The 22877-nt window shown below is 72.7% G+C and carries 20 protein-coding genes and 1 pseudogene; 9 read left to right on the forward strand and 12 right to left on the reverse strand.

The window, feature by feature from the left end; translation table 11 throughout:
• On the reverse strand, positions 1-286 hold a 286-nt coding region (locus M8H82_RS35140), incomplete at its 3' end, for an SCO4225 family membrane protein (protein WP_250079584.1).
• A 336-nt stretch (positions 287-622) separates the two neighbouring features.
• Between M8H82_RS35140 and M8H82_RS35145 the strand changes: the two genes are divergently transcribed.
• From M8H82_RS35145 to M8H82_RS35155, 3 genes are all read left to right on the forward strand, one after another.
• A complete protein-coding gene (locus M8H82_RS35145) occupies positions 623-970 on the forward strand; it encodes a WhiB family transcriptional regulator (protein ID WP_250079587.1) in 348 nt (115 codons plus the stop codon).
• A gap of 202 nt (positions 971-1172) precedes the next feature.
• Positions 1173-1775 carry a sigma-70 family RNA polymerase sigma factor gene (locus M8H82_RS35150; RefSeq protein ID WP_250079588.1) on the forward strand — a complete coding sequence of 201 codons (603 nt, stop codon included), beginning with the start codon at positions 1173-1175 and terminating at the stop codon, positions 1773-1775.
• Between the two features lie 147 nt (positions 1776-1922).
• On the forward strand, positions 1923-2675 hold the full coding sequence (locus M8H82_RS35155; RefSeq protein WP_250079591.1) for a hypothetical protein: 753 nt from the start codon (positions 1923-1925) through the stop codon (positions 2673-2675).
• Between the two features lie 94 nt (positions 2676-2769).
• Here M8H82_RS35155 and M8H82_RS35160 read toward each other — a convergent pair whose 3' ends face one another.
• The 6 genes from M8H82_RS35160 to M8H82_RS35185 all read right to left on the reverse strand — a co-directional run bounded on the left by M8H82_RS35160 (position 2770) and on the right by M8H82_RS35185 (position 9611).
• Positions 2770-4425 (reverse strand): glycosyl hydrolase family 28-related protein, encoded by a 1656-nt coding sequence (locus M8H82_RS35160; RefSeq protein WP_250079592.1) that lies wholly within the window; start codon positions 4423-4425, stop codon positions 2770-2772.
• A 141-nt stretch (positions 4426-4566) separates the two neighbouring features.
• On the reverse strand, positions 4567-5583 hold the full coding sequence (locus M8H82_RS35165; protein WP_250079594.1) for an ankyrin repeat domain-containing protein: 1017 nt from the start codon (positions 5581-5583) through the stop codon (positions 4567-4569).
• Positions 5584-5760: 177 nt separating this feature from the next.
• Positions 5761-7020 (reverse strand): ABC transporter permease, encoded by a 1260-nt coding sequence (locus M8H82_RS35170; RefSeq protein WP_250079596.1) that lies wholly within the window; start codon positions 7018-7020, stop codon positions 5761-5763.
• A complete protein-coding gene (locus M8H82_RS35175) occupies positions 7017-7721 on the reverse strand; it encodes an ABC transporter ATP-binding protein (protein WP_250079598.1) in 705 nt (234 codons plus the stop codon). The genes M8H82_RS35170 and M8H82_RS35175 overlap by 4 nt, the downstream gene beginning before the upstream one ends.
• Positions 7718-9028, reverse strand: a complete 1311-nt coding sequence (locus M8H82_RS35180; protein WP_250079600.1) for a hypothetical protein — start codon at positions 9026-9028, stop codon at positions 7718-7720. The genes M8H82_RS35175 and M8H82_RS35180 overlap by 4 nt, the downstream gene beginning before the upstream one ends.
• A complete protein-coding gene (locus M8H82_RS35185) occupies positions 9021-9611 on the reverse strand; it encodes a hypothetical protein (protein WP_250079602.1) in 591 nt (196 codons plus the stop codon). The genes M8H82_RS35180 and M8H82_RS35185 overlap by 8 nt, the downstream gene beginning before the upstream one ends.
• Positions 9612-9702: 91 nt before the next feature.
• On the opposite strand from M8H82_RS35185, the gene M8H82_RS35190 reads away from it, so the two are divergent.
• Positions 9703-10428 (forward strand): response regulator transcription factor, encoded by a 726-nt coding sequence (locus M8H82_RS35190; protein WP_250079604.1) that lies wholly within the window; start codon positions 9703-9705, stop codon positions 10426-10428.
• Positions 10429-10531: 103 nt separating this feature from the next.
• On the forward strand, positions 10532-12304 hold the full coding sequence (locus tag M8H82_RS35195) for a cell wall metabolism sensor histidine kinase WalK (protein WP_250079605.1): 1773 nt from the start codon (positions 10532-10534) through the stop codon (positions 12302-12304).
• 38 nt (positions 12305-12342) lie between these two features.
• On the opposite strand, the gene M8H82_RS35200 is transcribed toward M8H82_RS35195, so the two are convergent.
• The 4 genes from M8H82_RS35200 to M8H82_RS35215 all read right to left on the reverse strand — a co-directional run bounded on the left by M8H82_RS35200 (position 12343) and on the right by M8H82_RS35215 (position 15255).
• Positions 12343-12633, reverse strand: coding sequence for a hypothetical protein (locus M8H82_RS35200; protein ID WP_250079607.1), 291 nt, complete (start codon positions 12631-12633; stop codon positions 12343-12345).
• A 117-nt stretch (positions 12634-12750) separates the two neighbouring features.
• A complete protein-coding gene (locus tag M8H82_RS35205; RefSeq protein WP_250079609.1) occupies positions 12751-13311 on the reverse strand; it encodes an RICIN domain-containing protein in 561 nt (186 codons plus the stop codon).
• A gap of 124 nt (positions 13312-13435) precedes the next feature.
• Positions 13436-14443 carry a zinc-binding dehydrogenase gene (locus tag M8H82_RS35210; protein ID WP_250079611.1) on the reverse strand — a complete coding sequence of 336 codons (1008 nt, stop codon included), beginning with the start codon at positions 14441-14443 and terminating at the stop codon, positions 13436-13438.
• Between the two features lie 335 nt (positions 14444-14778).
• Positions 14779-15255, reverse strand: a complete 477-nt coding sequence (locus M8H82_RS35215; protein ID WP_250079613.1) for a hypothetical protein — start codon at positions 15253-15255, stop codon at positions 14779-14781.
• A gap of 452 nt (positions 15256-15707) precedes the next feature.
• Between M8H82_RS35215 and M8H82_RS35220 the strand changes: the two are divergent.
• From M8H82_RS35220 to M8H82_RS35235, 4 genes and pseudogenes are all read left to right on the forward strand, one after another.
• Positions 15708-16988 (forward strand): annotated as a pseudogene (locus M8H82_RS35220) (beta-ketoacyl synthase); the annotation flags it as partial.
• Between the two features lie 354 nt (positions 16989-17342).
• On the forward strand, positions 17343-18527 hold the full coding sequence (locus tag M8H82_RS35225; protein ID WP_250079616.1) for a hypothetical protein: 1185 nt from the start codon (positions 17343-17345) through the stop codon (positions 18525-18527).
• On the forward strand, positions 18514-21165 hold the full coding sequence (locus tag M8H82_RS35230) for an ATP-binding protein (protein ID WP_250079618.1): 2652 nt from the start codon (positions 18514-18516) through the stop codon (positions 21163-21165). Before M8H82_RS35225 ends, M8H82_RS35230 begins: the two co-directional genes overlap by 14 nt.
• The gene (locus tag M8H82_RS35235) at positions 21162-21605 is read left to right on the forward strand and encodes a roadblock/LC7 domain-containing protein (protein ID WP_250079620.1); all 444 of its coding nucleotides are present in this window, start codon (positions 21162-21164) and stop codon (positions 21603-21605) included. Before M8H82_RS35230 ends, M8H82_RS35235 begins: the two co-directional genes overlap by 4 nt.
• A 219-nt stretch (positions 21606-21824) precedes the next feature.
• Here the strand turns inward: M8H82_RS35235 and M8H82_RS35240 are convergent.
• Positions 21825-22877: thioesterase domain-containing protein (locus M8H82_RS35240; protein ID WP_250079621.1), on the reverse strand; the 1053-nt coding region annotated here is incomplete at its 5' end.

The raw sequence follows: 22877 nt of genomic DNA on the forward strand, positions 1-22877 counted from the left end.
CGATCAGGTACGCGTGGAACAGGGCCGCGGCCGGGACCACCGCGCCGTACAGCGCCATCGCGGCCGCTCCCTCGCCCAGCGGGAGGAAGAGCACCGGCAGGCTGGTGGGCGCGGTCAGGAGCAGGGGCCACACGGCCGCGAAGGAGCCGTCGGCGTGCTGCCGCAGTACGCCGTCGAGGACCGCCCATGCCATCGTCGCGGCGACGAGCACCAGGTAGCCCTGGCTGATCCTGTTGCCCGCGATCCGTGCGGTGATGGTCTGCTTGCTGCGCCGTGTCTCGGTCATGTCGTCCTGTCCTCCTGCTGGGGCGCCTCCCGGCGCGGTGTCGGTGCCGTCGTGCTCGGCATGACTCAAGCGTCTCCTTCGCCACGGGTCGCGGCGTCGCCCGTCGGCAGGAACCCGGGCTCTATCCGAGGGTGGAGAGGACTCGCCGGCCGGTGGGAGGTGGGAGCGGACGACGCGGCCGGGAGGCCGGGCCGCCGCAGCGGGCGGAACAGCCGAACCGCCGGCCGTCCGCGGCCGTAGTTCCCTGTGCCGCGAAGAAGCCGGTGACCACGCGCCGCACCGTCGTGCGGTAGGCGGTACGGCCACCGGCAGTGCCACAGGAGTGAGACCCACCACATGAAGACCCTGCAGTCGGTGCCCATGCCGTTCACGACCGGTGCCGAGGCGTGTGCCACCGCCTCCGACGCCTTCTTCCTCGAGCAGTACCAGGCGGGCAGCCCCGAGGTCCTCGCCGCCACCGCGCTGTGCGGGCGCTGTCCGCTCGTGCGTCCCTGCCTGATCTGGGCCCTGGACAACCCGACACTCGCGTACGACGGCATCTGGGGCGCGACGACGCCCCCGCAGCGCAGGGAACTGCGCCTTGGACTGCTGCGACGGCTGGGCCGGGAGGGCACGGCGCGTGCCCTGCGTGCCGAGTACGAGAAGACCAGGGCTGGCATGGCGCGACTGCCTAGGGCCGCTTGAGCGCCCGGTCGGCCAACAGCGGTGACGCTCAGGAGGATTGACGGGAATTCACAGGGGTATCACTGGGCCGACGGCACTCGCGCGGCCCCCGGGACTTCGGTCCGGCGGTGAGCGGCAAGGTTGCGACAAGGTTCGTCCAAGTCCGGCCCATCAGTGTGGTTCTGCCACGGAACACACTGATCACGGATGAGGACGCCACACCATGAGGCGGACCACGGAGCTCCTGCCGGGCTCAGCCACCACCACTGCCACACCTCCCGCACCCAGCGGCCCTGACGACCTTCTGTGCGTCAGCGGCGAGGACTTCATCCGCCGCCTTTACGCCGAGCACGGTGCACTGCTCCTGCGCTACGCCGCACGCCTGCTGGGCGGCGACTGGCACCGCGCGGAGGACATCCTCCAGGAGGCTTCCCTGCGGGCCTGGAAGCACGCCTCCACCCTGGGCCTCAACGTCGCCGAGGCGCGCCCTTGGATGTTCACGGTCGTCAAGAACCTGGTCATCGACCACCGGCGCGCCCGCAACATCCGGCCCCCCGAGAACCTCTCCCTGGACACCTTGGAGAACGCCACCGCCGCCGACGACTCCGTCGAGCGCCTGCTCACTTCGCACGTCGTCACCCAGGCCCTCGGCGACCTCAGCGAGCAGCACCGGGAGATCATCCGGCTCATGTACTACCTGGAGTGCAGCGTCGCCCAGGTCTCCCACCACCTCGGCATCCCCCCGGGCACCGTCAAGTCGCGCTCGTACTACGCCCTGCGGGCCCTCAAGAAGGCTCTGGCCGCACGCGGCCACGAGCCGGGCTGACCCCGGTCCGCGGGCGGTCCCGCGCCGCTCCGTCTCACTCTCGGCTACATCCGCGCTCCATAGCGTGCGGGACATCAGTGAACTGCCGCGTGGGTCCGCACGTTGTAGGAGACGGAGCGCGGGACCCACAGGTGCAGGAAGTGAACGATGAACTGCGAGCAGGTGAAGATCGATCTGGCGGCCGAGATGCTGACGGGGAGGGCCGAACCGGAGAAGGCGGCGCGTACCGCCCATTTGGACGGGTGCCCGCCATGCGGCCGGGAGCGCGAGGAACTGCGCGGGCTGAGGGACCTGCTGGCCACGACGGTCCCCCTTGAACCGGACGGCGGACCGCCGCGGCCCGACCCGGAGCGCGCGCTGCGCGCTGTCCGCCGGCACGCCGCCCACCCCTTGGCCACCCCGGAGGACGGGCCAGCGCCGGCCGGGAAGCCGGTACGTAGGGCACCGGTGCCTCTCCCGTCGCTGGCCATGGCCGTCGCGTTCGCGGCCGGAGCGCTCTCGGCGGGAGGCCTTCGCGCCGGTCCGGGCGGCCGCCGTGACCGGCACGCCGCCCCTGTCTACGCGGACGGAGGCCACTGCGCGGACGGACACGTGAAGGACCCATCCGCCCCCGTGGGGGTCCGGGCCGTCCCGTGGGGGTCGGAAATCAGCCTGTCGCCGTTCTCGCTGGGCCCCTCACTCCTCGGGGCGTCGCGCCGTCCGCTCCGGTGCCGTCTCGTCGCCGTGGCGGTGTCCGGGGCGAGCGAGACCGTCGCGCACTGGTCGGTGCCCGACGGGGTGCCGGGCGCCGCGGACGGCGCGGTGCGGGGCAGCAGTTCACTGGCACCGCAGGACATCGCCCGACTCATGGTGGAGTCGCAGGACGGCACGCAGCTGCTGGCGTTCGACCTCGGCCGCTGACCCGTCCGGCTGTCCGGGCCCGGCATGCTTCGGCGTGCCGGGCCCTTGCCGTCGCGGCTCCGCTCCCTGGGCACAGCCGGGACGGCGGCCAGGGTCACCGGTCCCAGATGACGCGGGGCTCGCGGGTGTGCGTGACCTCAGTAATGTTCATCTCCCGGAGGGTCCTGGCGTAGGTGGTCGCGCCGGGCATCTTCACCGAGTCCAGCGTGAGGCCGCGGATGTCGGAGGTGGCGCTGAAGCCCTTCAGGGTGCCGGGGGTCGAGCCCTTGGCGCGGACCTTGATGTGGCTGACCAGGGGGGAGTCGATCGGACCGGCGCCGTCGTTGTACTGGTCGCCGATGTCGAAACTGATCCACGTCTGGCGCTTGTCGAGCTTGTAGGTGAGCCGCTCGATGTCGATGTTGGAGAAGGTGACGTTCCTCGCCACGCCCTTGCCGGCCTGGTGGTGGATTCCGATGCCGATCGAGGCGTCGTAGACGACGCTGTTCTTGAAGGTGACCCTGTCCTGGTCGGCGACGACGCCCTGGCCGACCTTGAACCCGTAGCAGTAGGTCCACGACAGCAGTCCGTCGAAGGTGACGTCGGAGACCTTCTCCGGCTCGCCGGGCCAGTTCTTGGTGATGCCCAGGTTCTTGGGCCAGGTCTTGGTCGAGTACGGGTCGTCGAGGCTGATACCGATGCCGCGGCGGACGGTGACGCGTTGGGACTCCACCGCGTCGAAGGCGTCGTTCTCGCCCATGTCGAAGCGGTTGTAGACCTTCATGTTGGTGAAGGTGAGGCGGTCCGAGCGCACTGGCATGACCGACCAGGAGGCGCCCTCGCGGATGGTGAGGCCGTCCAGGGTGAAGTCGCTGGTGGCCATCGGCACCAGGACGTTCATGCCGAAGCCCGCCTTGGTCGCGGCCATGCCGTTGCCGTCGAGGGTGCCGCGGCCGTACATCTTGATGTTGTTCGAGCCGGTGGCGGTTCGGATCCACCAGGTCAGGTCGCGCCGCTGCGAGGTTTTGTGGGCGTCGACGCGGTACAGGGACTTGTCGGCGACGACGCGCAGGACGGCGCCGGGCTCGAGGTAGACGGCCGTGTTGCTCCTGATGGTCAGGTTGCCGACCGGGTACAGGCCGCGCGGGACGTAGACGACGCCGCGCGGGTTGCCGACCTTCGAGCCGTATGCCGACGCCGCGTCGAGTGCCTTCTGGAGGGCCGCGGTGCTGGGTGTCGCGCCGGTGGCGTCCGCGCCGTAGGGGGCCTTCGTGACATTGAAGACGCCGGTGCCCGTGGACGCGGGCTTGTCCGTCTCGGCGGGGTCGGCGGCGATCACCAGCTTGCGCAGACCGTCCAGCTTGACGATGAGGTACTCGGCGCCGCGCAGGGTGAAGGTGGCCGTGGCGCCGCTGTGTCTGGCCTTGTAGCCCTGCTTCTGCGGGCTGATGTACGACTTGGCGACCTTCGTGCCGTCCTTGCGCGTCACCACGACGGTGGCGGGGCCGGAGGACATGGAGAACTGGGCGTAGTCGTAGACGTCGTAACCGTTGACCGGGACCTTCTGGCCGTTGACCGTAACGGTGTAGACCGTGGAGACGCGGTGCGCCGAGGAGACCGGGACGACGCTGCTGATCTTCGCGGGCGCGGCGGCAGCGGCGGTGTGCGAAGGCGTCGTGACGGCAAGGAGGCCCGCACCCACGGCGAAGGCGAGGGCCGCGCCCAGTGCCGTCTCCGCTCCGGTGCTCCTGCGGGATCTACGTGCGCTCATGAGGTTCGGGCCCTTCCGACTGCGTGGTTACCGGTTGGTTCACCGCTTACACGCGCGGACCGGGGAAGGGGTTCGGTCCTCGGCCGGTGCTTCTCGGACCCGGCGTCACCCGTGCGGGGCGGCCGGGTCCGCCGCGGCCGGTCAGAAGGTCAGGCGCAGCCAGCGGTCGGGCGCCCCGGTGAAGGCACGCGCGTCGGCGGGACGCAAGCCCGCCATGGCGCAGGCGTAGGCCGCCGAGTGGTCGAAGACGTAGTGGTTGAAAAGGTCCAGGTCGACTTGTGCCAGGGCCTCGTGGTCCTCGTACCCCTCGTCGTCGTCCTCGTCGGGGAGTTCAAGGCTGAAACACCAGTCGCCCACCTCCTCCTGGCGTACGAAGACCCCGTCCCGCATCACCATTCCGTGCTCGCCCCCCTTGGGATTGAGGTAGTAGCCGTAGCCGAAGGTGCCCTTGGTCAGGGGGACAAGGACCGCGTCATCGGCGGGGAGATGCCCCCACTGCTGGATGACCACGCAGCCGCCGGGTACGTCGGTGACGGCGACGGTGAGTTCCAGTTCCTCGTCCGGCCGGTCGTAGTCGGACTCGAGGAACGCGGCGAGCCGGGACCCGGGGCCGGTGTCCGTCAGCGACTCGGCACGAAGGCGCCGGGCGGCCTCGGCGGCGTCGATGCCGGCGACGCAGGCCAGTGCGGTGCCGTCGTCCGGCCGGTAGGACGCCAGCGCGACGTTGATGCGCCGGGCCTCGGCGGCCGCCGTGCGCTCCAGCCAGGTGAGTCCCTGTTCCCAGCCCGGCACCTCGAACAGGTCGGGGGCGGGGCCGGCCAGGCTCAGCCGGCCCGGTGACCAGGAGCCGAGCACCTTCCGCCAGGGGTCCGCGCCGGCCTCGGCGAGGACGCGCGCCGCGGCCGCGTGCTTCTCGAACACCGCGGCGAGCAACGGCGTGAACGGCCACTCCTCGCCCCTGGCGTCCACGTCGTCGACGAGGCGGACGAGCTCCGCCACCACCTCGGGGTTACCGGCCGCCGCCGCCCGCACCAGGGGTGGTTCGCCGTCGGGGAGGGTGTTCGGGTCCTCGCCCCGGGCCAGCCGGTGGCGCACCTGTTCCAGGTCGCCCCAGTCGTCGTAGCTCATCGACTGCCAGTCGTCACCGGAAAAGGTCATGAGTCCTGCCTTCGTAGCAGTGGATCACCCTGTCCCGGCTGACTACGCCGCGCACGCCCCTGCGGTTCGGCGAATCCGGGGACGAGGACCGGCGGTTCGGCCTGGTGTAGGAGGCCGATGGGGGGCGAGGCGGCTCAGTGTCCTCCGCGCGGATTTCCGCCGCCTCCTGCCTGAGCCTCAGGTGGCCGCCAGTGCCTCCGTAGGGGTCAGCCGGGCGGCGCGGACCGACGGGTAGACACCGGCCGCCATGCCCACGACGACGGCCCCGGCCAGCCCTCCGCCGACCGCGGCAGGCGGCACGACCAGCGGCCAGCCCTGCAGGGCGGCGTAGCCGACGACCCCGAGCAGTCCCAGGACCGTCCCGGCCGCTCCCCCGAGGAGGGAGAGCGCGACGGACTCGGTCAGGAACTGGGTTCTGATCTGGCCCCGCGTGGCGCCCAGTGCCCGGCGCAGACCTATCTCGCGCCGGCGTTCCAGGATGGAGATGAACATGGTGTTGGCGACTCCGATGCCGCCCACGAGCAGGGCGACCCCCGCAAGCCCGAGGAAGAGCGCCGAGAAGGTGCCCTCGGTGGCTCGCTTCGCGGCCAGGGCGTCGGAGGGCCGGCTGATCTGGACCATGCCGGGCAACTGCGGGTTGATGGTGGCGGGCAGGACCGCGCGGACGTCCTCGACGGCGTCGTCCCGGGCCGTCACGTAGATCACGGTGGGGTGGCCGTCGAAGTCGAGCTGGTCGGCCGCCGCCCGCCAGCCGACCAGGACCGAGCGGTCGAGGTCGTCGGCGAGGGGGACCGGGTCAAGGATGCCGATGACCGTGAACCAGCGTTCGCCGACGTAGATCTGCGGAGCGGGGGCGCCGGGCCGCAGGGCGTCGAAGCCGAGCCGTTCCGCGGCGGTGGAGCCCAGGACGGCCGTGGGCAGCGCATCGGTGGCCGGATCGAGGAACTTCCCCGAGCGGACGGAGCCGTTGACCGTCTTCAGCAGGTCGCGCTGGGCGGCGAGCACGGTGAGGCCGCTGAACTCGTTGCGGTCGACGCGGTCGGAGCGGTGGACGGTGGCATGGGTGTTGGCGACCGCGCTGCTGCCCGTGACCGGACCGACGCGGTCGATCATGGCGAGCGCCTCCTTGGGCAGCGGGGCCGCGTCCCGGGTGTCGGCCGGCGCCACCGCCTCCAGGACATTGGTGCCGAGGGCGTCCAGTTCCTCCATCAGCGCCTTCTGGCTGGAGGCGGGGATGCCGGTGACGACGATCAGGGTGGCGATGCCGATGGAGATGCCGAGGGCGGACAGGGCCGCCCGCATCTTGCGGGTGCGGATGCCGAGCAGCCCGAGGCCCAGCAGGTCGAGCGGCGCCAGCCGGGCCGGGCGGGTGCGTGCGCGGGATGCCCTCCTCGTGTTCCGGCCGGGGGGCTGCGGCCGGGTCGGCGTCTCGGTCATGCCGTCACCAGCCCTTTGGTGTCCGCGACGATCCGGCCGTCCAGGATCTCGACCCGGCGGGGCAGGCGGGCGGCGATGTCCCGGTCGTGGGTGATGATCGCGATGGTGGTGCCTTCTCGGTTCAGCTCCGTCAGCAGTTCCAGGATCGCCTGGCCGTTGGCGGTGTCCAGGGCGCCGGTGGGCTCGTCGGCGAGGACCAGTGACGGGGCGTTGACGAGGGCGCGGGCGATGGCGACCCTCTGCCGTTCACCGCCGGAGAGCTGGTGGGGCAGGTGGTCGACCCGGTGTCCCAGACCGACGCGATCCAGGGCCTGAAGGGCCAGCGGGCGGCGTCTGCGGCGGCTCACTCCCGCGTAGAGCAGGCCGGTCGCCACGTTCTCCGCCGCGCTGAGCCCGTCGTTGAGATGGAACTGCTGGAAGACGAACCCGAGCCATCCGGCGCGCAGCGCCGACAGCCTGCGGTCGGACAGGGCGGCGATGTCCTGGCCGCCGATCTCGACCGTGCCGTGCGTCGGACGGTCCAGGGTGCCCATGATGTTGAGCAGCGTCGACTTGCCGGACCCGGAGGGGCCAACAATTGCCGTCAGTTCGCCTTCGTCGATGACCAGGGAGACGGCGTCCAGCGCTCGGACACCGCCGGGGTAGACGACGCTTGCTTCGCGGACGGCCAGCACGGGCGCGGCGGTGGGCGGCGCGCTCATGAGGTGGTCACCACCTTGACGCCTTCCTTCACGCCCTTCCCGGTGACCTCGACCATGCCCTTGGTGAACAGGCCCGTCTCGACGGCCAGCAGCGGTCCGCCGTTCGCCACCTGGACCGCGTAGCCGCCCTCGGACAGTGCGAGCAGGGAGCCGACCGGTACGGCCAGGACGTCCTTCGCCGAGGCGCCGGTGAAGCGGACCTGGACCGTCGCCGCGTCGACGCTCGCCGCCATGCCTGTGTCGGCGTCGTCGAGCGAGACGGTGACGACCACCTGGGGAGGACCGCTCGGACCTTCCGCGCCGGAGCCCGCCGGGTCCAGCACAACGCTGGAGACAACGGACACCGTGCCAGGAGCGGTCGTCTGGTCCGGCATGACGACCTGGACCTTGTCGCCCCGCTTCACCGTGCCGACCTCGTCGGCATCCACCGGCACGGACACGGACTTGCCGGTGGAGGTCACCTGCATCACCTCACTCGCGGCGTCGGCCCCCGACTGGACCTTCAGGGCACCGACCCGTACGGCGTCCTCGGCCACGTAGGCGTCGCCCGCGTCCAGCACACCGGTCGCGTCCGCACCCCGGTCCCGCTGCCAGCGCCTGATCGCGGCGACCAGCTCGGAGGTGAGGACACCGTCGCCCTGCTGCACCCTGGTGCGCGAGGGCGCCGCCTCCTGACCGGCGGCGGGTGGCTCGCCGTCGCCGTTGGGGGCGCCGGCGTCCGCGTCGCCGCCGGCGGGAGGTTCACCGCTCGGCTCCGGCTCCGGCGAGGCACTGCCGGACGGCGCCGTTTCGGTGAAGGGGGTGGGGTTCCTGGTGACGGTCGTCCCCACGGCCGGCTGGGTGCCGATGTCGTAGCCGAGGGCGCGCAGGTTGTCCGCGACGACCTTGATGTCGGTGCCCACCAGGCCCACCGTGTCCAGGCGGCGGAACAGCGGTGTGTCGCCGTACAGGACGACCACCGGCGCGTCGTCGACCCGGTAGAGCTGTTCGTTGCGTTCGACCGTGGCGCCCTGGTCCGGCAGCCAGGTGATCCTGCCGCTCTTCACGCCCTGGACGGTGCGCGGGGTGCCGTACCCGAGGGTTCCGCTCCGCTCGGTGTCGGTGGACAGGTCGGTCCTGACGACCGCCACCGTGCTGACCTTCGCCTGCTTCTCCGCCCGGGTGGCGGCAGCGTCGCCGCGCACCGCCCATCCGGCCAGGCCCGCCGTGGCGCAGGCGAGCGTCAGGGCGCCGGCGACGAGCAGCAGCCGCCGGCGCCCGGCGGGTGCGCGTTCGCCGTCCACGGCCGCGGCGCGCCGCCTACTCATCGCCGAATGCCTCCAGTTCGCAGTCGGCCTGGATCTTCTCGTGGTCGGGAGGCGGCTCGCCCACGTAGTTCCAGCCGCTGCCGTCCGGCATGCCCTTGACCTTGAGGCCCCGTTCGTTCATGCACCGGATGGACTCGCGGAAGTCGTCAAGGTAGTTCGGGTTCTTGTCGGGGTCCTTCTCCGGGGGGTTGATGGGCTTCAGCTCCGCACAGGCCTTCGTCGCCTTCGGCATCGCCGGGTCCTCCCACTGGGGGAAGACCCAGCCGCCCTTCTCGTAGGTGGGCACACCCTCCTTCTTCAGACAGGCGGCCCAGGCGTTGCTGATGCGCTGGTGCTCCTCCTCCGAGGTGTCCAACCGGAGCTGGACGCCGGGTTCGTCATTCGTCTTCCCGCCTGCCGGTGACTTCTCGGGCCGGGCGGACTCGCCGATCGAGGCGACGTCGGATTCCTTGCCGTCCTCGTCCGACGAGCCGGAGCCGCCGCAGCCCGTCACGAGGACGAGCGCGGCAGCCCCGAGGAGGAGTGCGGTGAAGGGCGGGCGCACCGGCTGGGACGAGCGCGCGGCGGTGAGGTGTTTCGGCATGCCAGGGAGCCTGGAACACGGTTGTGAAGAACTGAACAAGCAGGTGACAAGGTCCTGTCTCGCCCATCGGCGGGCCGTTTAGGGTCGGGACATGTGCTCCCACGTCCTGATCGCCGAAGACGACAGGAAACAGTCCGCGGTGATCCGTCAGTACCTCGAGCACGCCGGCCACACGGCGACGGAGGTGCACAGTGGGTACGCGGCACTCGAAGAGGTCCGCCGCCTCCGGCCCGACCTGCTGGTCCTCGATGTCATGCTGCCGGGCCTCGACGGCCTCCAGGTGTGCCGGATCCTGAGGCACGAGACGGACCTGCCGGTGCTGATGCTGACCGCCCGTTCCACCGAGGAGGACCTCCTGCGAGGACTCGACCTCGGTGCCGACGACTACATGACCAAGCCGTACAGCCCTCGGGAGCTGATGGCCCGCATCCGCACCCTGCTGCGCCGGCCCCGCGGCCCCGCGGCCCCGGACACGCATGTCCTGCGTGTCGGGCCCCTGGTCGTCGACCCCGTACGTCACGAAGTCCTCCTTGAGGGCCGGCCGGTCTCCTGCACGCCGGGGGAGTTCGGTCTCCTGGCCGTACTGGCGGGTCAGCCCGGCCGCGTCTTCACCCGTCGGCAACTGCTCGACCTCACGAAGGGCACGGACCGGTACATCAGCGCCCGCGTCATCGACGTCCACATGGGAAACCTGCGCAAGAAGATCGAGGCCGACCCCGGGCGCCCGAAGCTCCTGATGACCGTGTACGGGGTGGGGTACAAACTCGCGGACATCCCCTTCCGGGCGGCACGGGAAGACGACCGTGCGACGCCGTGACAGACCGGGAGACCACAGGCCCGCGGACCGCGGCCTCGGTCACCGAGTATCCGGCCGCCCCCCGCGCGGCGTCCCCCTCCGCAAGAGCCTGCTGGCCCGCCTCATGCTCACCTCCGTCCTCATCGCCGCGTGTTCCACCGGCGCCACCGCCTGGCTGGCGGTGCAGACGACCACCCGGGCCATCGAGAAGGAGCACGGCCAGGTCCTCGCCGACGACGCCACCGTCTACGACCGGCTGCTGGAGTACGCGGCCACGCACCCGGACTGGACGTCGGTGGAACCCGTCGTCCGTGACCTGTCGCGGCGTACCGGCCGCCGGATCGCGCTGGGCTTCGAGGGCGCCCGGCCGTTCGCGGACTCGGCCGCGCCCCCGGCCGCGGCGCTTCCCCGGCCCGCCGCCGTCATCGACCCGCTGCACGTCGGCACCGGGCTACGGCCGGCCGACACCGCCCTCACGGGCTCGGACACCATCGACGCGCGCGCGACGGGGCCCTACCGGCTGACCCCCGCCGAACGCGCGGAACTGCGCCGGCACACCGACAAGCGCGTCGCCTGCCTGCGCGGCTACGGCCTGCGCGCCGAGCGCGTCGACCATCCGAGCGGCCGGCCGTCCGTCTTCCTGGGCAGCGCGAACGTGAACATGCCCGCCTTCGACCCCTGCTTCCTCGCCCTGGAGCCCACGGCCACCGAACGCCGGCCGCTCGCGCAACTCAACGCCCTGGTCGCCGCCTGCCTGGAGCAACGGATCCCCGACCTGTCCATCGAGAGCGAGTACGCGGTCGAGATCCGGCCGGGCTTCTCCTGGAGCACCAAGCTGCCCGAGGCGCGGGTTCCGGTGATCGAGCAGTGCATCGCCGAACAGCGCCGGGCGCAACTGCGCCCCTACGTGGCTCCCGCCGCGCACCTGTATCTCGGCACGTCCGGGCGGACCGAGGCCGCCCGGTTCCACCTCACCACGCAGAACGCCGTCCGCGTCGCGGCGGTGACCGGACTGGTCCTCCTCCTCACCGTCGGCGTCACCGCCGTGCTGGCCCACCGGCTGATCCGTCCTCTGCGCGCGCTGACCGACGCCGCCCACGACCCGAGCGGTGATCAGCCGCGGGTGCGGGTGCGGACGCAGGACGAGATCGGTCACCTCACGCAGGCGTTCAACGACCTCTCCGAACGCCGTGCGCGCATGGAGGAGCAGCGCAAGGTCATGGTGAGCGACGTCGCCCATGAACTGCGCACGCCGCTGACGAACATCCGCAGCTGGCTGGAGGCGACCGAGGACGGCATCACCACGGCGAGCCCGGCCCTGGTGTCGTCGCTGCTGGAGGAGGCGCTGCTGCTCCAGCACATCATCGACGACCTCCAGGACCTGGCGGCGGCCGACGCGGAGAAGCTGACCCTGCACCCCGAGGCCGTGCGCCTGGGCGACGTGCTCCAGCACGTCACCGCCGCCCACCGGGCCGCCGCCGACGCCGCGGGCGTGGCGCTGTCGGCCGGCGGGGAGCGGGACATCCTCCTGCTCGCCGATCCGGTCAGGCTGCGGCAGGCCGTCGGCAACCTCGTGTCCAACGCCGTACGGCACACCGGACCCGGCGGAAGCGTCCGGCTGACAGCCCGCACCTACGGCGCCGAGGTGTTCGTGGAGGTGGCCGACACCGGCAGCGGCATCGAACCCGACGACATTCCCCGGCTGTTCGAACGCTTCTGGCGGGCCGAGAAGTCACGTACGCGGCACGCCGGGGGCAGCGGACTGGGTCTCGCCATCGCCCTTCAACTGGCGCGGGCACACGGGGGCACCATCACCGTCACCAGCACCCTGGGAGTGGGTTCGGTCTTCACGCTGCGCCTGCCGGCGTCGGCGGTCCTGCCACGCGCGGCGCAATGACACGGCACGTACGGCCCAGGGGCTCGGGCAGCTCGCTCCTACTCCGCCGTACGTGCGGGGGGACCCGCGGCGATCCGAGACCGCTGCGGCCTGGTGCGCCCGGCGCAGCTCGCCCTCCGGCGCGCCGTCTCCAGCATGCGGCGTTCTTCGGGGGTCAGCGCCTGCAGCAGGTTCGGGTTCTTCGCCCACCCGTTCAGGAGGGCGTGTGACCCGCCCAGCCGCAGGGCGTAGGACCACATGCTTTCGCCCCGCTCACCGCCGCTCCACCCGGACGCCCAGCGCAGCAGGTGGTACTTCTTCTCTTCCGGACTGAATCGCGTCCCGTACATGCTCTCGTCCCGGTCTCCTGGCGTTTCCTTTCCGGAACGCGCGTAGTGGGCCAACGGGGGCCGGAGGGGTCGCCATCCATGGCGGCACGGGTGCCGCCATGGATGGTCAGGCGGGGGTCACACCAGCTCGTAGTCCCACTTCTGCGCTTCGTGCTTCAGGCACTCACGGGTGTACAACTCGCCGAAGAGGTCGTCGTCGATGTCCAGGCACTGCTTGGTCGCCCAGTTCTTGATGAACCCTTCCGAGTAGCGGGTCCACTTCTGGTAGTTGCCACCGTTGCAGGGCTCGACGTAGACCCGTTGGCTCCCGTCGGAGTCCAGGCAGAAGTGCGTCCCGTTGCCCACCTGTCGCTCAGTGGCGGGGTGCCGGATGCTGTTGCCGCTCCCCTGCAGCCAGACGGTGGAATCGCCCGGGCACACGGACTTCGCGAGCGAGGGGACGAAGTTGCCGAGGATGGCCCGCTCGTGGCTGGCGCACCTGTCCTCGGCTTGGTTCACAATCCTGAACCTAATGCCCGCGGGGACCGCCGCTGCCGAGACGGTGTCGGCCCCCGCCACCGGTGCCGCGCTCGCCGACGAAGTGAACAGTCCCGCCGTCAGGGCAACAGCGGTCACCGCGCCCAGCAGTGCGCGTACGCTCCTCGAGCGGGCGGCCGTCCTCACCGTGTGCTTGGACATGTGTGAAGTGTTCTCCTTGCTCGCACCTCGACCGACCGGCCGGACACCCGAACGGACGCGTGTCATGAGGGACTACGGCCGAGATGCCCCTGCCGGTTCGATGGCCGGGGGCGGATCTCCGCGTTCAGTCGAAGAGCACCAGCGGCTTCGCCGGGAGGGCGAGGAGGGCCTGGGGCAGGTCCTCGTAGGCCAGGGTGTCGCTGTAGACGCGCGTGGGGTCGACCTGTCCGGAGGCCAGCAGGGAGAGTACGGCCGGCAGGTGCGGGGTGATGTCCGGCCGGCCGGTGGTGAAGGTGACGGCGTCCATGTACATGGACATCAGGGGCACCTTCGCCGGTTCGAAGTAGATGCCGACGCTGTGGCAGTGACCGCCGGGAGCGGTCGCGCGCAGTGCGGCCGTGAGCCCGCGGGGGTTTGCCGAGGCGTCGACGGTCACCGGGAACGCCCCGGCGTCCAGGTCCCCGGCGTCCTCGACGGTCCGCGCGCCGTACGACTCGGCGATCGCCCGCCGACGGGCGTCGGAGTCGGCGTACACGACGTCGGAGCTGCCCAGCGCCACCGCGAACGCGCACGCGTAGAGCCCGTGCGTCAGGCCTCCGGCCACCAGCACCGGCTGTCCGGGGCGGTCCCGCAGTCCCGCCCGGACCGCGCCGTACGCGTCGGTGAGGCTGTCCGAAGCCGCCGCGGCGGCGGCCGCGGTGACGCCTTCGGGCAGCCGGGTCAGGGTGGTGCGCGCCCAGGGGACGACCAGCAGCTCGGAGAACATCCCGCCCCACTCGCCGCCGAGCGGTATCCCGAACATGGCGTAGGCGGGGGTGCGGGAGCACAGGGAGGGGCGGCCCGCCTCGCACAGAGCGCAGCTGCCGCACGCGATGTGCCACGGGACGACGACGTGGTCGCCGACGGATAGGCCCTCGTCGTTCGAGCCGAGTTCGACGACCCGGGCCACACACTCGTGCCCGAGCGCGAACGGCCCCTGAAATGGCGTGTGTCCGGCGATGATGGCCCGGTCCAGGTCGCAGGTGGTGGCCGCGACCGGCGCGACGATCGCCTCGTGGGGTTGCTGGATGCGGGGCTGCGGCCCGTCGCTCCAGCTCAGCCGTCCCTTGCCGGTGAAGGTCAGTGACTTCATGCCGCTCCTGTCCGTCGGCCCGTCTGAGGGCTCGGGTGTGCCGCGCAGTGATCCACGGATTATGTACCGGCCCGGACCGCCGGGTGACGGGTCGCGGTGATCGGGCGGACCGAACCGGCGGGTGCTCGGCCACGTAGTCGCGGGAAACGGGAGGAGGCGGTGGCGGCGGTGGCGGTGGCCGTGCGCACCCCGGCCCTGGTGGTTGAACCCGGTACGGCCTTTCCGCGTCGTAGGGAGCGGAAGCGGCCGACGCCCTCGGCGGCGCCGCCCCGGGCCCGCGTAGTAGGCCTTGCGGGGTGCGCGTCGCACGCCGTGCGTCCCGGGCCGTGCAGAGGTCAGGTCTCCGCCACGAACGGGATCCTCGCGGTGATGCGCCAGTACCTCCCGGCGGCCTCTTCGACCGGCATCCCCTGAAAGGAGACGGCGATGGCGAGCGCGTCGAGTTCGGCCGCGCAGGCTTCGGCCGCCGACACCTTGCCTGCCACGTCGTCCGCCCGCTGCAGCCCGGCGGCGACCACGCCGAGGACGGAGGCGACGAGCGCCACCACGCACAGCACCTGCCAGACGACCGAGCCACCGCCGCCGGCGAGCGTGTCACCTACGGTCGTCGCGAAGTCCTGTCCGCCCACCGCGGGTCCCGCGGTGGCCAGGGCCACCACCGCTCCGGTCACCACACCCGTCAGCGACAACCGGTCGCGCCGGCGCCGGGCGCGCAGGAGATAGGCGCCGATGTCCGCCTCCCGGCTCTCTATGCGGGCCAACAGGGCCCGTCGCTGTCCGGCGTGGCTCTCCGGCACCACGTTCTCCGCCATCGCTTTCTCCTCAAGCCATCGCGACGCTCCACTCGTCGGAGTGACCACCGACGTGCGGGCACCGAGTCGTCATCCCCACAACGGCATGTCGATCGAGGCGGTTCAGGGGATGTGAGCGGCCCGGCGGCCTGTGTCCTACGCCACGTCAGGGAGGTGAACCGGCGATGGCGCGGCGCCGTTGCTCCGGGTGGACCGGGTGAGCCCCGGGTTGGACAGTCACGCGGCGAGCCCGGTCCGCCCATGCCCCACAACCCCGATATCCGTCGGGCCGTGCGCCGGGGCGCAGCGAGGCGCGCCGTTCCGGTGCCGGAACGGATTCCACGATCGTCCGGGGCAGCCCAAGCGCCGCCCCCGCGCCGCGCGTCCCGGCCTCGACCGCCACGGTGTCCGCCCGCCCCGACACCAAGCCCTTCACCCGACCGCCATCCCCCCGAGCGAGTCCGGAGTCGCCCATGGCCGCGAGGCCGACCCTCCCAGCCCTTCGCCGCGTCGTCGTTACCGGTGCCGGGGCAACCACGCCCCTGGCCGGCGACGCGCAGTCGACCTGGAAGCAACTGCTCGCCGGACGGTCGGGAGTGGTCGCCCTGGAGCACGAATGGGCCGCCGATCTGCCGGTGCGGATCGCGGCGCCCGCCGCGGTGGACCCCTCGGACGTGCTGACCCGGCACGTGGCACGCCGACTGGACCGGGCCAGCCAGTTCGCGTTGATCGCCGCACGCGAGGCCTGGGCGGACGCCGGCTTCGCGGGCCCGGCCGGCGGGGCGGACCCGAGCGCGGTGCGGGCCGACCGGCTGGCGGTGGTGATGGGCACCGGCGTCGGCGGCGTGTCCACCCTGCTGGACCAGCATGACGTGCTGCGCGAGCGGGGGGCGCGCGGGGTGTCGCCGATGACCGTGCCGATGCTGATGCCGAACAGCCCGGCGGCACAGATCGGTCTGGACCTCGGTGCGCAGGCGGGTGTCCACACCGTGGTGAGCGCCTGCGCGTCGGGCGCGGAGGCAGTCGGCCACGCCATCGACATGGTGCGTACGGGCCGCGCGGACGTCGTCGTCGCCGGCGGCACGGAAGCGTGCGTCGTGCCGCTGAACCTCGCCGCGTTCGGGAACATGCGGGCGATGTCACGGCGCAACGACGACCCGGCGACCGCCTCGCGCCCGTACGACAAGGGCCGGGACGGCTTCGTCCTCGGCGAGGGCGCCGGCGTGGTCGTGGTGGAGAGCGCGGAGCACGCCGAGCGGCGCGGCGCGCGGGCGTACTGCGAGGCGCTCGGTCAGGGCCTGTCCTCCGACAGCCACCACATCGCCCAGCCGGAGCCGACCGGGCGGGGGGTTGCCGCCGCCCTGCGGCAACTGCTGGTGAGCGGCGGCATATCGCCGTCCGAGGTGGTCCACGTCAATGCCCACGCGACGTCGACACCGCAGGGCGACGTGGCAGAGATCAGGGCGCTGGAGCAGGTGCTGGACCGGCACCTGCACCAGGTCGCCGTGTCCGCGACGAAGTCCATGACGGGACACCTGCTGGGCGGGGCGGGCGGTGTGGAGACGGTGGCCACCGTGCTCGCGCTGCACCACCGCACCGCGCCGCCGACCATCAACGTCACCGACCTGGAGGACGGGATCGACCCCGCCCTTCTGTCCTCGTCGCCGCGCCCCCTGCCCGACGGCCCGGTCGTCGCGCTGAACAACTCCTTCGGTTTCGGCGGCCACAACGTGGTCCTGGGCTTCCGCGCCCTCGACGAGCCGGCGCCGGGCCCGTACCCCGCGCGCGGCGTCGAGGACTTCCTGCGCGACATCATGACCACCGCGCCCGACACCCCGCCGCCCGCCTCCCCCGCGCCCCCGGGCCGGCGGTTCTCGCGGCGGTCCGAAGACGGACCGGATCACACCGCCCCACGCTGAACCCGAGTGGAGAAGCGGCCGTAGAGAAGCAACGGCGGCCTGGGCCCGACCATCCGACTCCCAGGCGAAGGGGCAGGCATGCGGGCTTCTCCGAGCTGGAGACCCCGCCTCGGGCGGCACAGGGGTGCCACCCGGGGCGAGCAGGCGAGTACGGCACCGTCTTCCACCGACCGTTCGGCGAAATGGGCCATGAACAGCTTCGACGTCCTCTCCCCCGGGCCCGCGGGCGGCCGGCGCCCCGGGCGGTGCCTGATCGTCCTGTCGCTCGTCGCTCTCCTCGTACTGCCGTCCGCACTCCTGGCGTCGCGGCTGTGGGAACACTCCGGTACGCGGCGGGACATCACGACCAGGCAGGACCGCGGCATCGGGCAACTCGGCGCTCTGCAGGAACTGTTGTCCGTCCTGACGTCCGCCCAGTCCGCGGCCGTCGCCGGGGACCGGCCCGACCGGGCCCCGATACGCCGTGCCACGGCAGCGGTCGACGGCAGTACCCTGGCCGGCTCCTCGTTGTCCGCCGCGCGGTCGTGGGACGAGCTGGGCAAGCGCGTCGAACGGCTCGCCGGGTCGTCCGCGACCGGCCCCCAGGCCTACGCCGCCTGGTCCGAGGCCGTCGATCTGACGGTCCTGCTCATGAGCGAGGTGGGCGAGGACAGCGGGCTGATGCTCTCCGCACGGCTCGACCAGTACTACCTGGCGGACGCCCTGACCCGGCGCCTGCCGCTGCTGACGGTCGCGTCCGGGCGCATGGTCGACCTCAGTCGGCTGGCGAAGGCGGCACCGGAGTCCCGGCCGGCCTCGATCGCGGCGGGTACGGCCCGTTCCGTGCTCGGCCGGATCAGCGCGGACACCGCGCACGTACTGCACCAGGCGCTGTCGCTGACCGGTGACCGGCGCTTGGGCCCCGCCCTGATGGCCAGCATGGACCGGCTGGCGGGCACGACCCTCGCGATGGCGCCGATCCAGAGTCTGGACCCCGATCCCGCCGCCGTCCGGGACATCGGCGCGCTCGCGGCCGCCCAGGAACACGGCCGGGCCGCGGCGCTGGACCTGGCCCGCACCGGTCTCACGCACCTGTCGGGTATGGCCGACGACGGCTGGCGGGCGGCCGAGCGGGACCGGTGGACCGCCACCGGGCTCGGCGCCGGGGCGGGGGCCGTCGCCGTGGTCCTGCTGGTGCTCCTGTCACGGTGGGCGCGGCGCGCGCCCGCCCCGCACGGCACCGGCGCGCCGGACCGCGGCGAGGCGCCGCGCGCTCCGGATGGACCGCACGTACCGCACGCACCGCCGCGGTCCGGAACGTCCGGGAGCGCGGACACCGTGACCGCGGACGGCGGGCTACCGCGAAAGGGGAGGATGAGCCGTGTCGCGCCCTAGGCTGCTGGTCCGGCACAAACTGCACCTGCTCGTCCTGGTGCCCCTCGCCGCGCTCCTGCTGCTCAGCGTGCCCATGGCCGGGCAGCGCCTCACCGTGGTCGAACAGTCCGACCGTACGGCCGAGGTCATGCGCCGCGCCGGGGCCGTCAGCCAGGTGCTCGAACAGCTCCAGCGGGAGCAACTGCTCGCCGTGGCCCACCTCGCCGCGCGGTCGGCCTCCACCGGCCACTTCCTCGCCCAGACCGGCGCCGTCGACGCGCAACTCGACGACGCCCGTTCCCAGGGGCCCCATCCGGCCGAGGTGGACGCGGCACTGGACGCCGTCGCCGGGCTGAGCGGCCTGCGGGCGGAGGTCATGGCGCGCTCCGTCGACGCCGGCGAGGCGGCCCGGCGCTACGACGAGTCCGCCGGCGCGCTGCTGGACTCCTTGCGCCTGTGGTCGCACCGCGAGGGCAGCGCCGCCGACATGAACCGGCAGAGCGCCCTGGACGCACTGCTGCGCAGCGACGCCGCGGGCAACAGCGCCGACACCGCGCTGCTGGCCTCGCTCGCCACCGGGGAGGGCACCGCGGGCGCGCGGTCGGACGCTGCCGCGCAGCAGAACCTGCAAGCCGTCTGGGCGGCGCGCTTCCAGCGGATCGCCGGTCCCGAGCACATACGGCTGTCGCGCATCCTCTCCTCCGGGTCGGTCGCCGTGCGGGCCCGCGCCTTCGCCGACCGGATCCGCGCGGGCACGCGGGAGGGCAGGCTGCCGGAGGCCGAGCGCGCCCGGCTGCTGGAGGGAGCGGCCAACGCCTTCCGGCTCCAGGCGGAACTGCGCCTGCTGGTCCAGCACACCATCGCCCGCGACACCGAAGCCGTCGCCACCGCCAACGCCCGGTCGGCCGTGACCGCGGCGACGCTGCTGGGCGGGCTCCTGCTGCTGGTGCTGGTCTCGGTCGTCCTCCTCAGCCATCGCGTGGGCCGGTCGATCGCGGTACCGCTGCGGCTGCTGACAGAGGCCACCGGTCGGGCCGCCGACACCGCGGAGCGCGAACTGCTGCGGATCGCCGACGACGACGCGGCCGAACCCCTGGACGACCTGCCCTCCGTCACGCTGAACCGGTCCGACGAGATCGGCGCGCTGTCCACCACCGTCGACCGGGTGCAGAACGGCGCCTACGAGCTGGTCCGCCGGCAGCAGGCCGGCCAGCAGAACGTGGCGGCGATGTTCGCCGGCGTGGGCCGCCGCACGCTCAACCTCGTGAGCCGGCAGCTGGCGATGATCGACGACCTCGAACGGGACGGGACCGACAAGGACCTGCTGGAGAGGCTGTACGCCCTGGACCACCTGACCACCCGGCTGCGCCGCAGCGCCGCCAACCTGGTGGTGCTCTCCGGCGAGAGGGAGGACTACGACCTCGACCAGCCGGTGTCGGTCTTGCACGCCGTGCGCTCGGCGCTCGGCGAGGTCGAGGACTTCCACCGCGTCCGGCTGCACGCCCTGACGGACGTGATGCTGGCACCCGGTACGGCCACACCGCTGATGTCGATCGTCGCGGAGCTGCTGGAGAACGCCCTGTCGTTCTCGCCGCCGCACACCTCGGTGGAGGTGTCCGTCACCCGCGTATCGGCGGGTTGCCTCGTCACCGTGAAGGACCGGGGCGTCGGCATGACGCCCGGGCTCCTGGCGGAGAGCAACGCCCGCATCCGCAGCCGCGAGCGGCTCGACCTGGTGCCCACGGACACCCTCGGGCTGTTCGTCGTGGGGCGGCTGGCCCGTCGTACGGGCATCGCGGTGCACCTGGAGGCGGGCGTCGAGGGCGGACTGGTGGCCTGGGTGACCGTGCCGCACACCCAGTTCGTACGCGGCGCGCGGCTCGGCACTCCCGACACCGCGCCGAGGGCGGTGACCTCGGGTGTGCCGGCCTCGCCGCCCGTCCCGTCCGGTGCGGCGGTGAGCCTGCCGCCCGTGCCCGCGCCCATGCCCATGCCCATGCCCATGCAGGATCTCGTGCCGCTGCCGCCTTCGTCCCCCTCCTCGCCGCCGCTGACCGGCCGCGTTCCCCAGGCGCACGGGGGCGGGCCGGCGGTGGCACGGCCCGCCGCGGGACCGTCCGATCCCTGGAATTCCGGCCCCGACCCGGAGGCCATCCGACGGCTGGCCGAGCAGTTCGAGGCCGGGGTGCGCCGGGCCAGGACGCGCAGGGCCGAGGAGGCCGCCGGCACGACGAGCGGACCCGCCGGCCCTCCCGCGCCGGCCGCGGGCGGCGCCGACGGCCCGCCCCGGACCGGCCCGCTGGAACACTTCCTCGACGACCTGCGCAGGGAGATCGCCCAGTTGCAGCGTTTCCAGCCCTGGTCCGCGTTCGGTGACGAACCGTCCGACGGCGCGGTGTCGCCCACGACGCCTCCGGCCAAAACCACGCCCGCGCTCGTTCGCCGGGTCCCGGGCGCGAGCCTCGCGGTCTCCCCCGCCGCCCCCGCGGCCTCCTCCGTCGCGCGGACGCCGGGTGCGAGCGCCGAGGCCGTCCGCTCGCTCCTGGAGAGCTTCGAGTCCGGTGTCGCGCGAGCCCGCACCGAGGCCTCGGCCCGCCCGCACCCGCCCGCTGCCTTTGAACCCGTCCAGACCGTTCAGACCGTCCGGGAGACGCCATGAGCACGCACTACGACCATCAGCCGCTGCGGAGTTCCGCGGTCGACGACTTCAACTGGCTCCTGGAGCACTTCGCCACGCAGACGGCCGGTGTCCGCGAGGTCGTCGCCGTCTCCTCCGACGGCCTGCTGCTCGCCGGTTCGCGGCTGACCGACCGGGCGGAGGCGGACCGTCTGGCCGCGGTGATCTCGGGTATCACCAGTCTCTCCTTCGGCGCCGCCGCCAACCGCGACCTCGGCACCCTGGACAAGGTCATCATCGACTTCTCCGGCGGCTACCTGCTGGTGACGGTGATCGGCGCGGGATGCGTGCTCGGCGTCGTCGCCCACAAGTCCGCCGGCCTGGGCACCCTGGCCTACGAGATGACCCTGTTCGCCGAGCGGGCGGCCACGACGCTGACCCCGCTCCTCATCGACGAACTGAAGAGTTCCGTGCAGTCGTGACCACGTACGAACGGCACGACGGTGTACGCCAGGGCGACATGCCGCTCGTGCGTCCCTGCCTGGCCGCACCGGAACCCGTCCGTCGGCCGCCGCGCGGACGGGTGCAAGGTCTTCTCCTCGGTCGGTGACAGGGGCGACTCGGGTGGCTAGCGGGGACGTCAGAGGGTGATGACGGATCGCGGCGCGGTGGTGGCCGGGGCGCGGGTACGCCGTGGCGTCCTACCGGGGCACGGGCTCCGCGCGGCCGCCGACGGGAGGCAGTCCGGCGTCGAGGACGCCGGCGATCCGCCGCACATGGAGCGCCCGGACGATGCCGTAGTGCGTGGTGTCCATCAGGTGACACAGGCTGGTCGGTCCAGCCAGCCGGTCCCACCATGCCTTCGCGCGGACATCCGCCGGTTCGGGCGCGGGCAGCCCCGGGCTCGCCCGGCGGGCCAGCCACAGCACGCTCGGCGTCGCGGTCAGCCGCGGCGGCTCGTAGTCCGCCATCGCGGCGAGGTTGGCGCGGCAGCAGTGGGCCAGGCGACGGGCGTAGGCGCGGGCTTCCGGCGATGCGTCGTCCGGCCCCGCGGTGTCCGGGCGGCCGGCCCGCAACTCCACCGCGACCACTTCCTCGACGCGTTTCTCGTCGTACGCCCCGGACAGGGCGGCGGCGTGGGGCGGTGTCGGGTCGAGCAGGTACAGCCCGTCCACCGGGTCGCCCGCGCGCTCCGCCTCGGCCGCCATGCCGAGCGCCACCAGGCCCCCGAAGGACCAGCCGGCCAGCCGGTGCCGCCAGGTGGAACGCGGGAAGCGCGCCTCCAGCGCGGCACGGTAGCTGGCCGCGCGCCGCGGCAGCGTCCAGGAGGGCGCCGAGGGGTCACACAGCGCCGGGTCGGCGATCAGACAGACCGTCAGGCGGGGGCCGAGGGCCGATACCAGGGCGCGGTAGGGCTGGATGTCGCCGCCCACCGGGTGGACGAGGCACAGCACGTCGGAGCCGGTGCCGCGCTGCCACACCTCCAGCCCGACCTGCCCGGCCTGCCCGGCCTGGTCCGCGTCTTCCGCGGGTTCGGATACCGCTGCGGGCGCGGCAGCGGGGGATGCGGACGCGGGGACGGGTGCGGGTTGCGCGGCGCGGGCGCGCAGACGCGTCTCGAGGTCACGCAGGCTGACCCGGTGGCCGAGTTCGGACAGCTCCAGTTCCACGCCGTACAGGTCGCGCGCCGCCGCGGTCAGGTCCAGCAGGGCCAGCGAGTCCATGCCCAGGTCGTACAGGGAGGCGTCCGGGTC

It is taken from the genome of Streptomyces sp. YS415 (genome assembly GCF_023544665.1).
Taxonomy (GTDB): domain Bacteria; phylum Actinomycetota; class Actinomycetes; order Streptomycetales; family Streptomycetaceae; genus Streptomyces.

Coding starts and splice junctions, on each gene's coding strand:
- M8H82_RS35145 (WP_250079587.1), top strand. CDS start 623: ATGAAGACCCTGCAGTCGGTGCCCATGCCGTTCACGACCGGTGCCGAG.
- M8H82_RS35150 (WP_250079588.1), top strand. CDS start 1,173: ATGAGGCGGACCACGGAGCTCCTGCCGGGCTCAGCCACCACCACTGCC.
- M8H82_RS35155 (WP_250079591.1), top strand. CDS start 1,923: ATGAACTGCGAGCAGGTGAAGATCGATCTGGCGGCCGAGATGCTGACG.
- M8H82_RS35160 (WP_250079592.1), bottom strand. CDS start 4,425: ATGAGCGCACGTAGATCCCGCAGGAGCACCGGAGCGGAGACGGCACTG.
- M8H82_RS35165 (WP_250079594.1), bottom strand. CDS start 5,583: ATGACCTTTTCCGGTGACGACTGGCAGTCGATGAGCTACGACGACTGG.
- M8H82_RS35170 (WP_250079596.1), bottom strand. CDS start 7,020: ATGACCGAGACGCCGACCCGGCCGCAGCCCCCCGGCCGGAACACGAGG.
- M8H82_RS35175 (WP_250079598.1), bottom strand. CDS start 7,721: ATGAGCGCGCCGCCCACCGCCGCGCCCGTGCTGGCCGTCCGCGAAGCA.
- M8H82_RS35180 (WP_250079600.1), bottom strand. CDS start 9,028: ATGAGTAGGCGGCGCGCCGCGGCCGTGGACGGCGAACGCGCACCCGCC.
- M8H82_RS35185 (WP_250079602.1), bottom strand. CDS start 9,611: ATGCCGAAACACCTCACCGCCGCGCGCTCGTCCCAGCCGGTGCGCCCG.
- M8H82_RS35190 (WP_250079604.1), top strand. CDS start 9,703: ATGTGCTCCCACGTCCTGATCGCCGAAGACGACAGGAAACAGTCCGCG.
- M8H82_RS35195 (WP_250079605.1), top strand. CDS start 10,532: ATGCTCACCTCCGTCCTCATCGCCGCGTGTTCCACCGGCGCCACCGCC.
- M8H82_RS35200 (WP_250079607.1), bottom strand. CDS start 12,633: ATGTACGGGACGCGATTCAGTCCGGAAGAGAAGAAGTACCACCTGCTG.
- M8H82_RS35205 (WP_250079609.1), bottom strand. CDS start 13,311: ATGTCCAAGCACACGGTGAGGACGGCCGCCCGCTCGAGGAGCGTACGC.
- M8H82_RS35210 (WP_250079611.1), bottom strand. CDS start 14,443: ATGAAGTCACTGACCTTCACCGGCAAGGGACGGCTGAGCTGGAGCGAC.
- M8H82_RS35215 (WP_250079613.1), bottom strand. CDS start 15,255: ATGGCGGAGAACGTGGTGCCGGAGAGCCACGCCGGACAGCGACGGGCC.
- M8H82_RS35225 (WP_250079616.1), top strand. CDS start 17,343: ATGAACAGCTTCGACGTCCTCTCCCCCGGGCCCGCGGGCGGCCGGCGC.
- M8H82_RS35235 (WP_250079620.1), top strand. CDS start 21,162: ATGAGCACGCACTACGACCATCAGCCGCTGCGGAGTTCCGCGGTCGAC.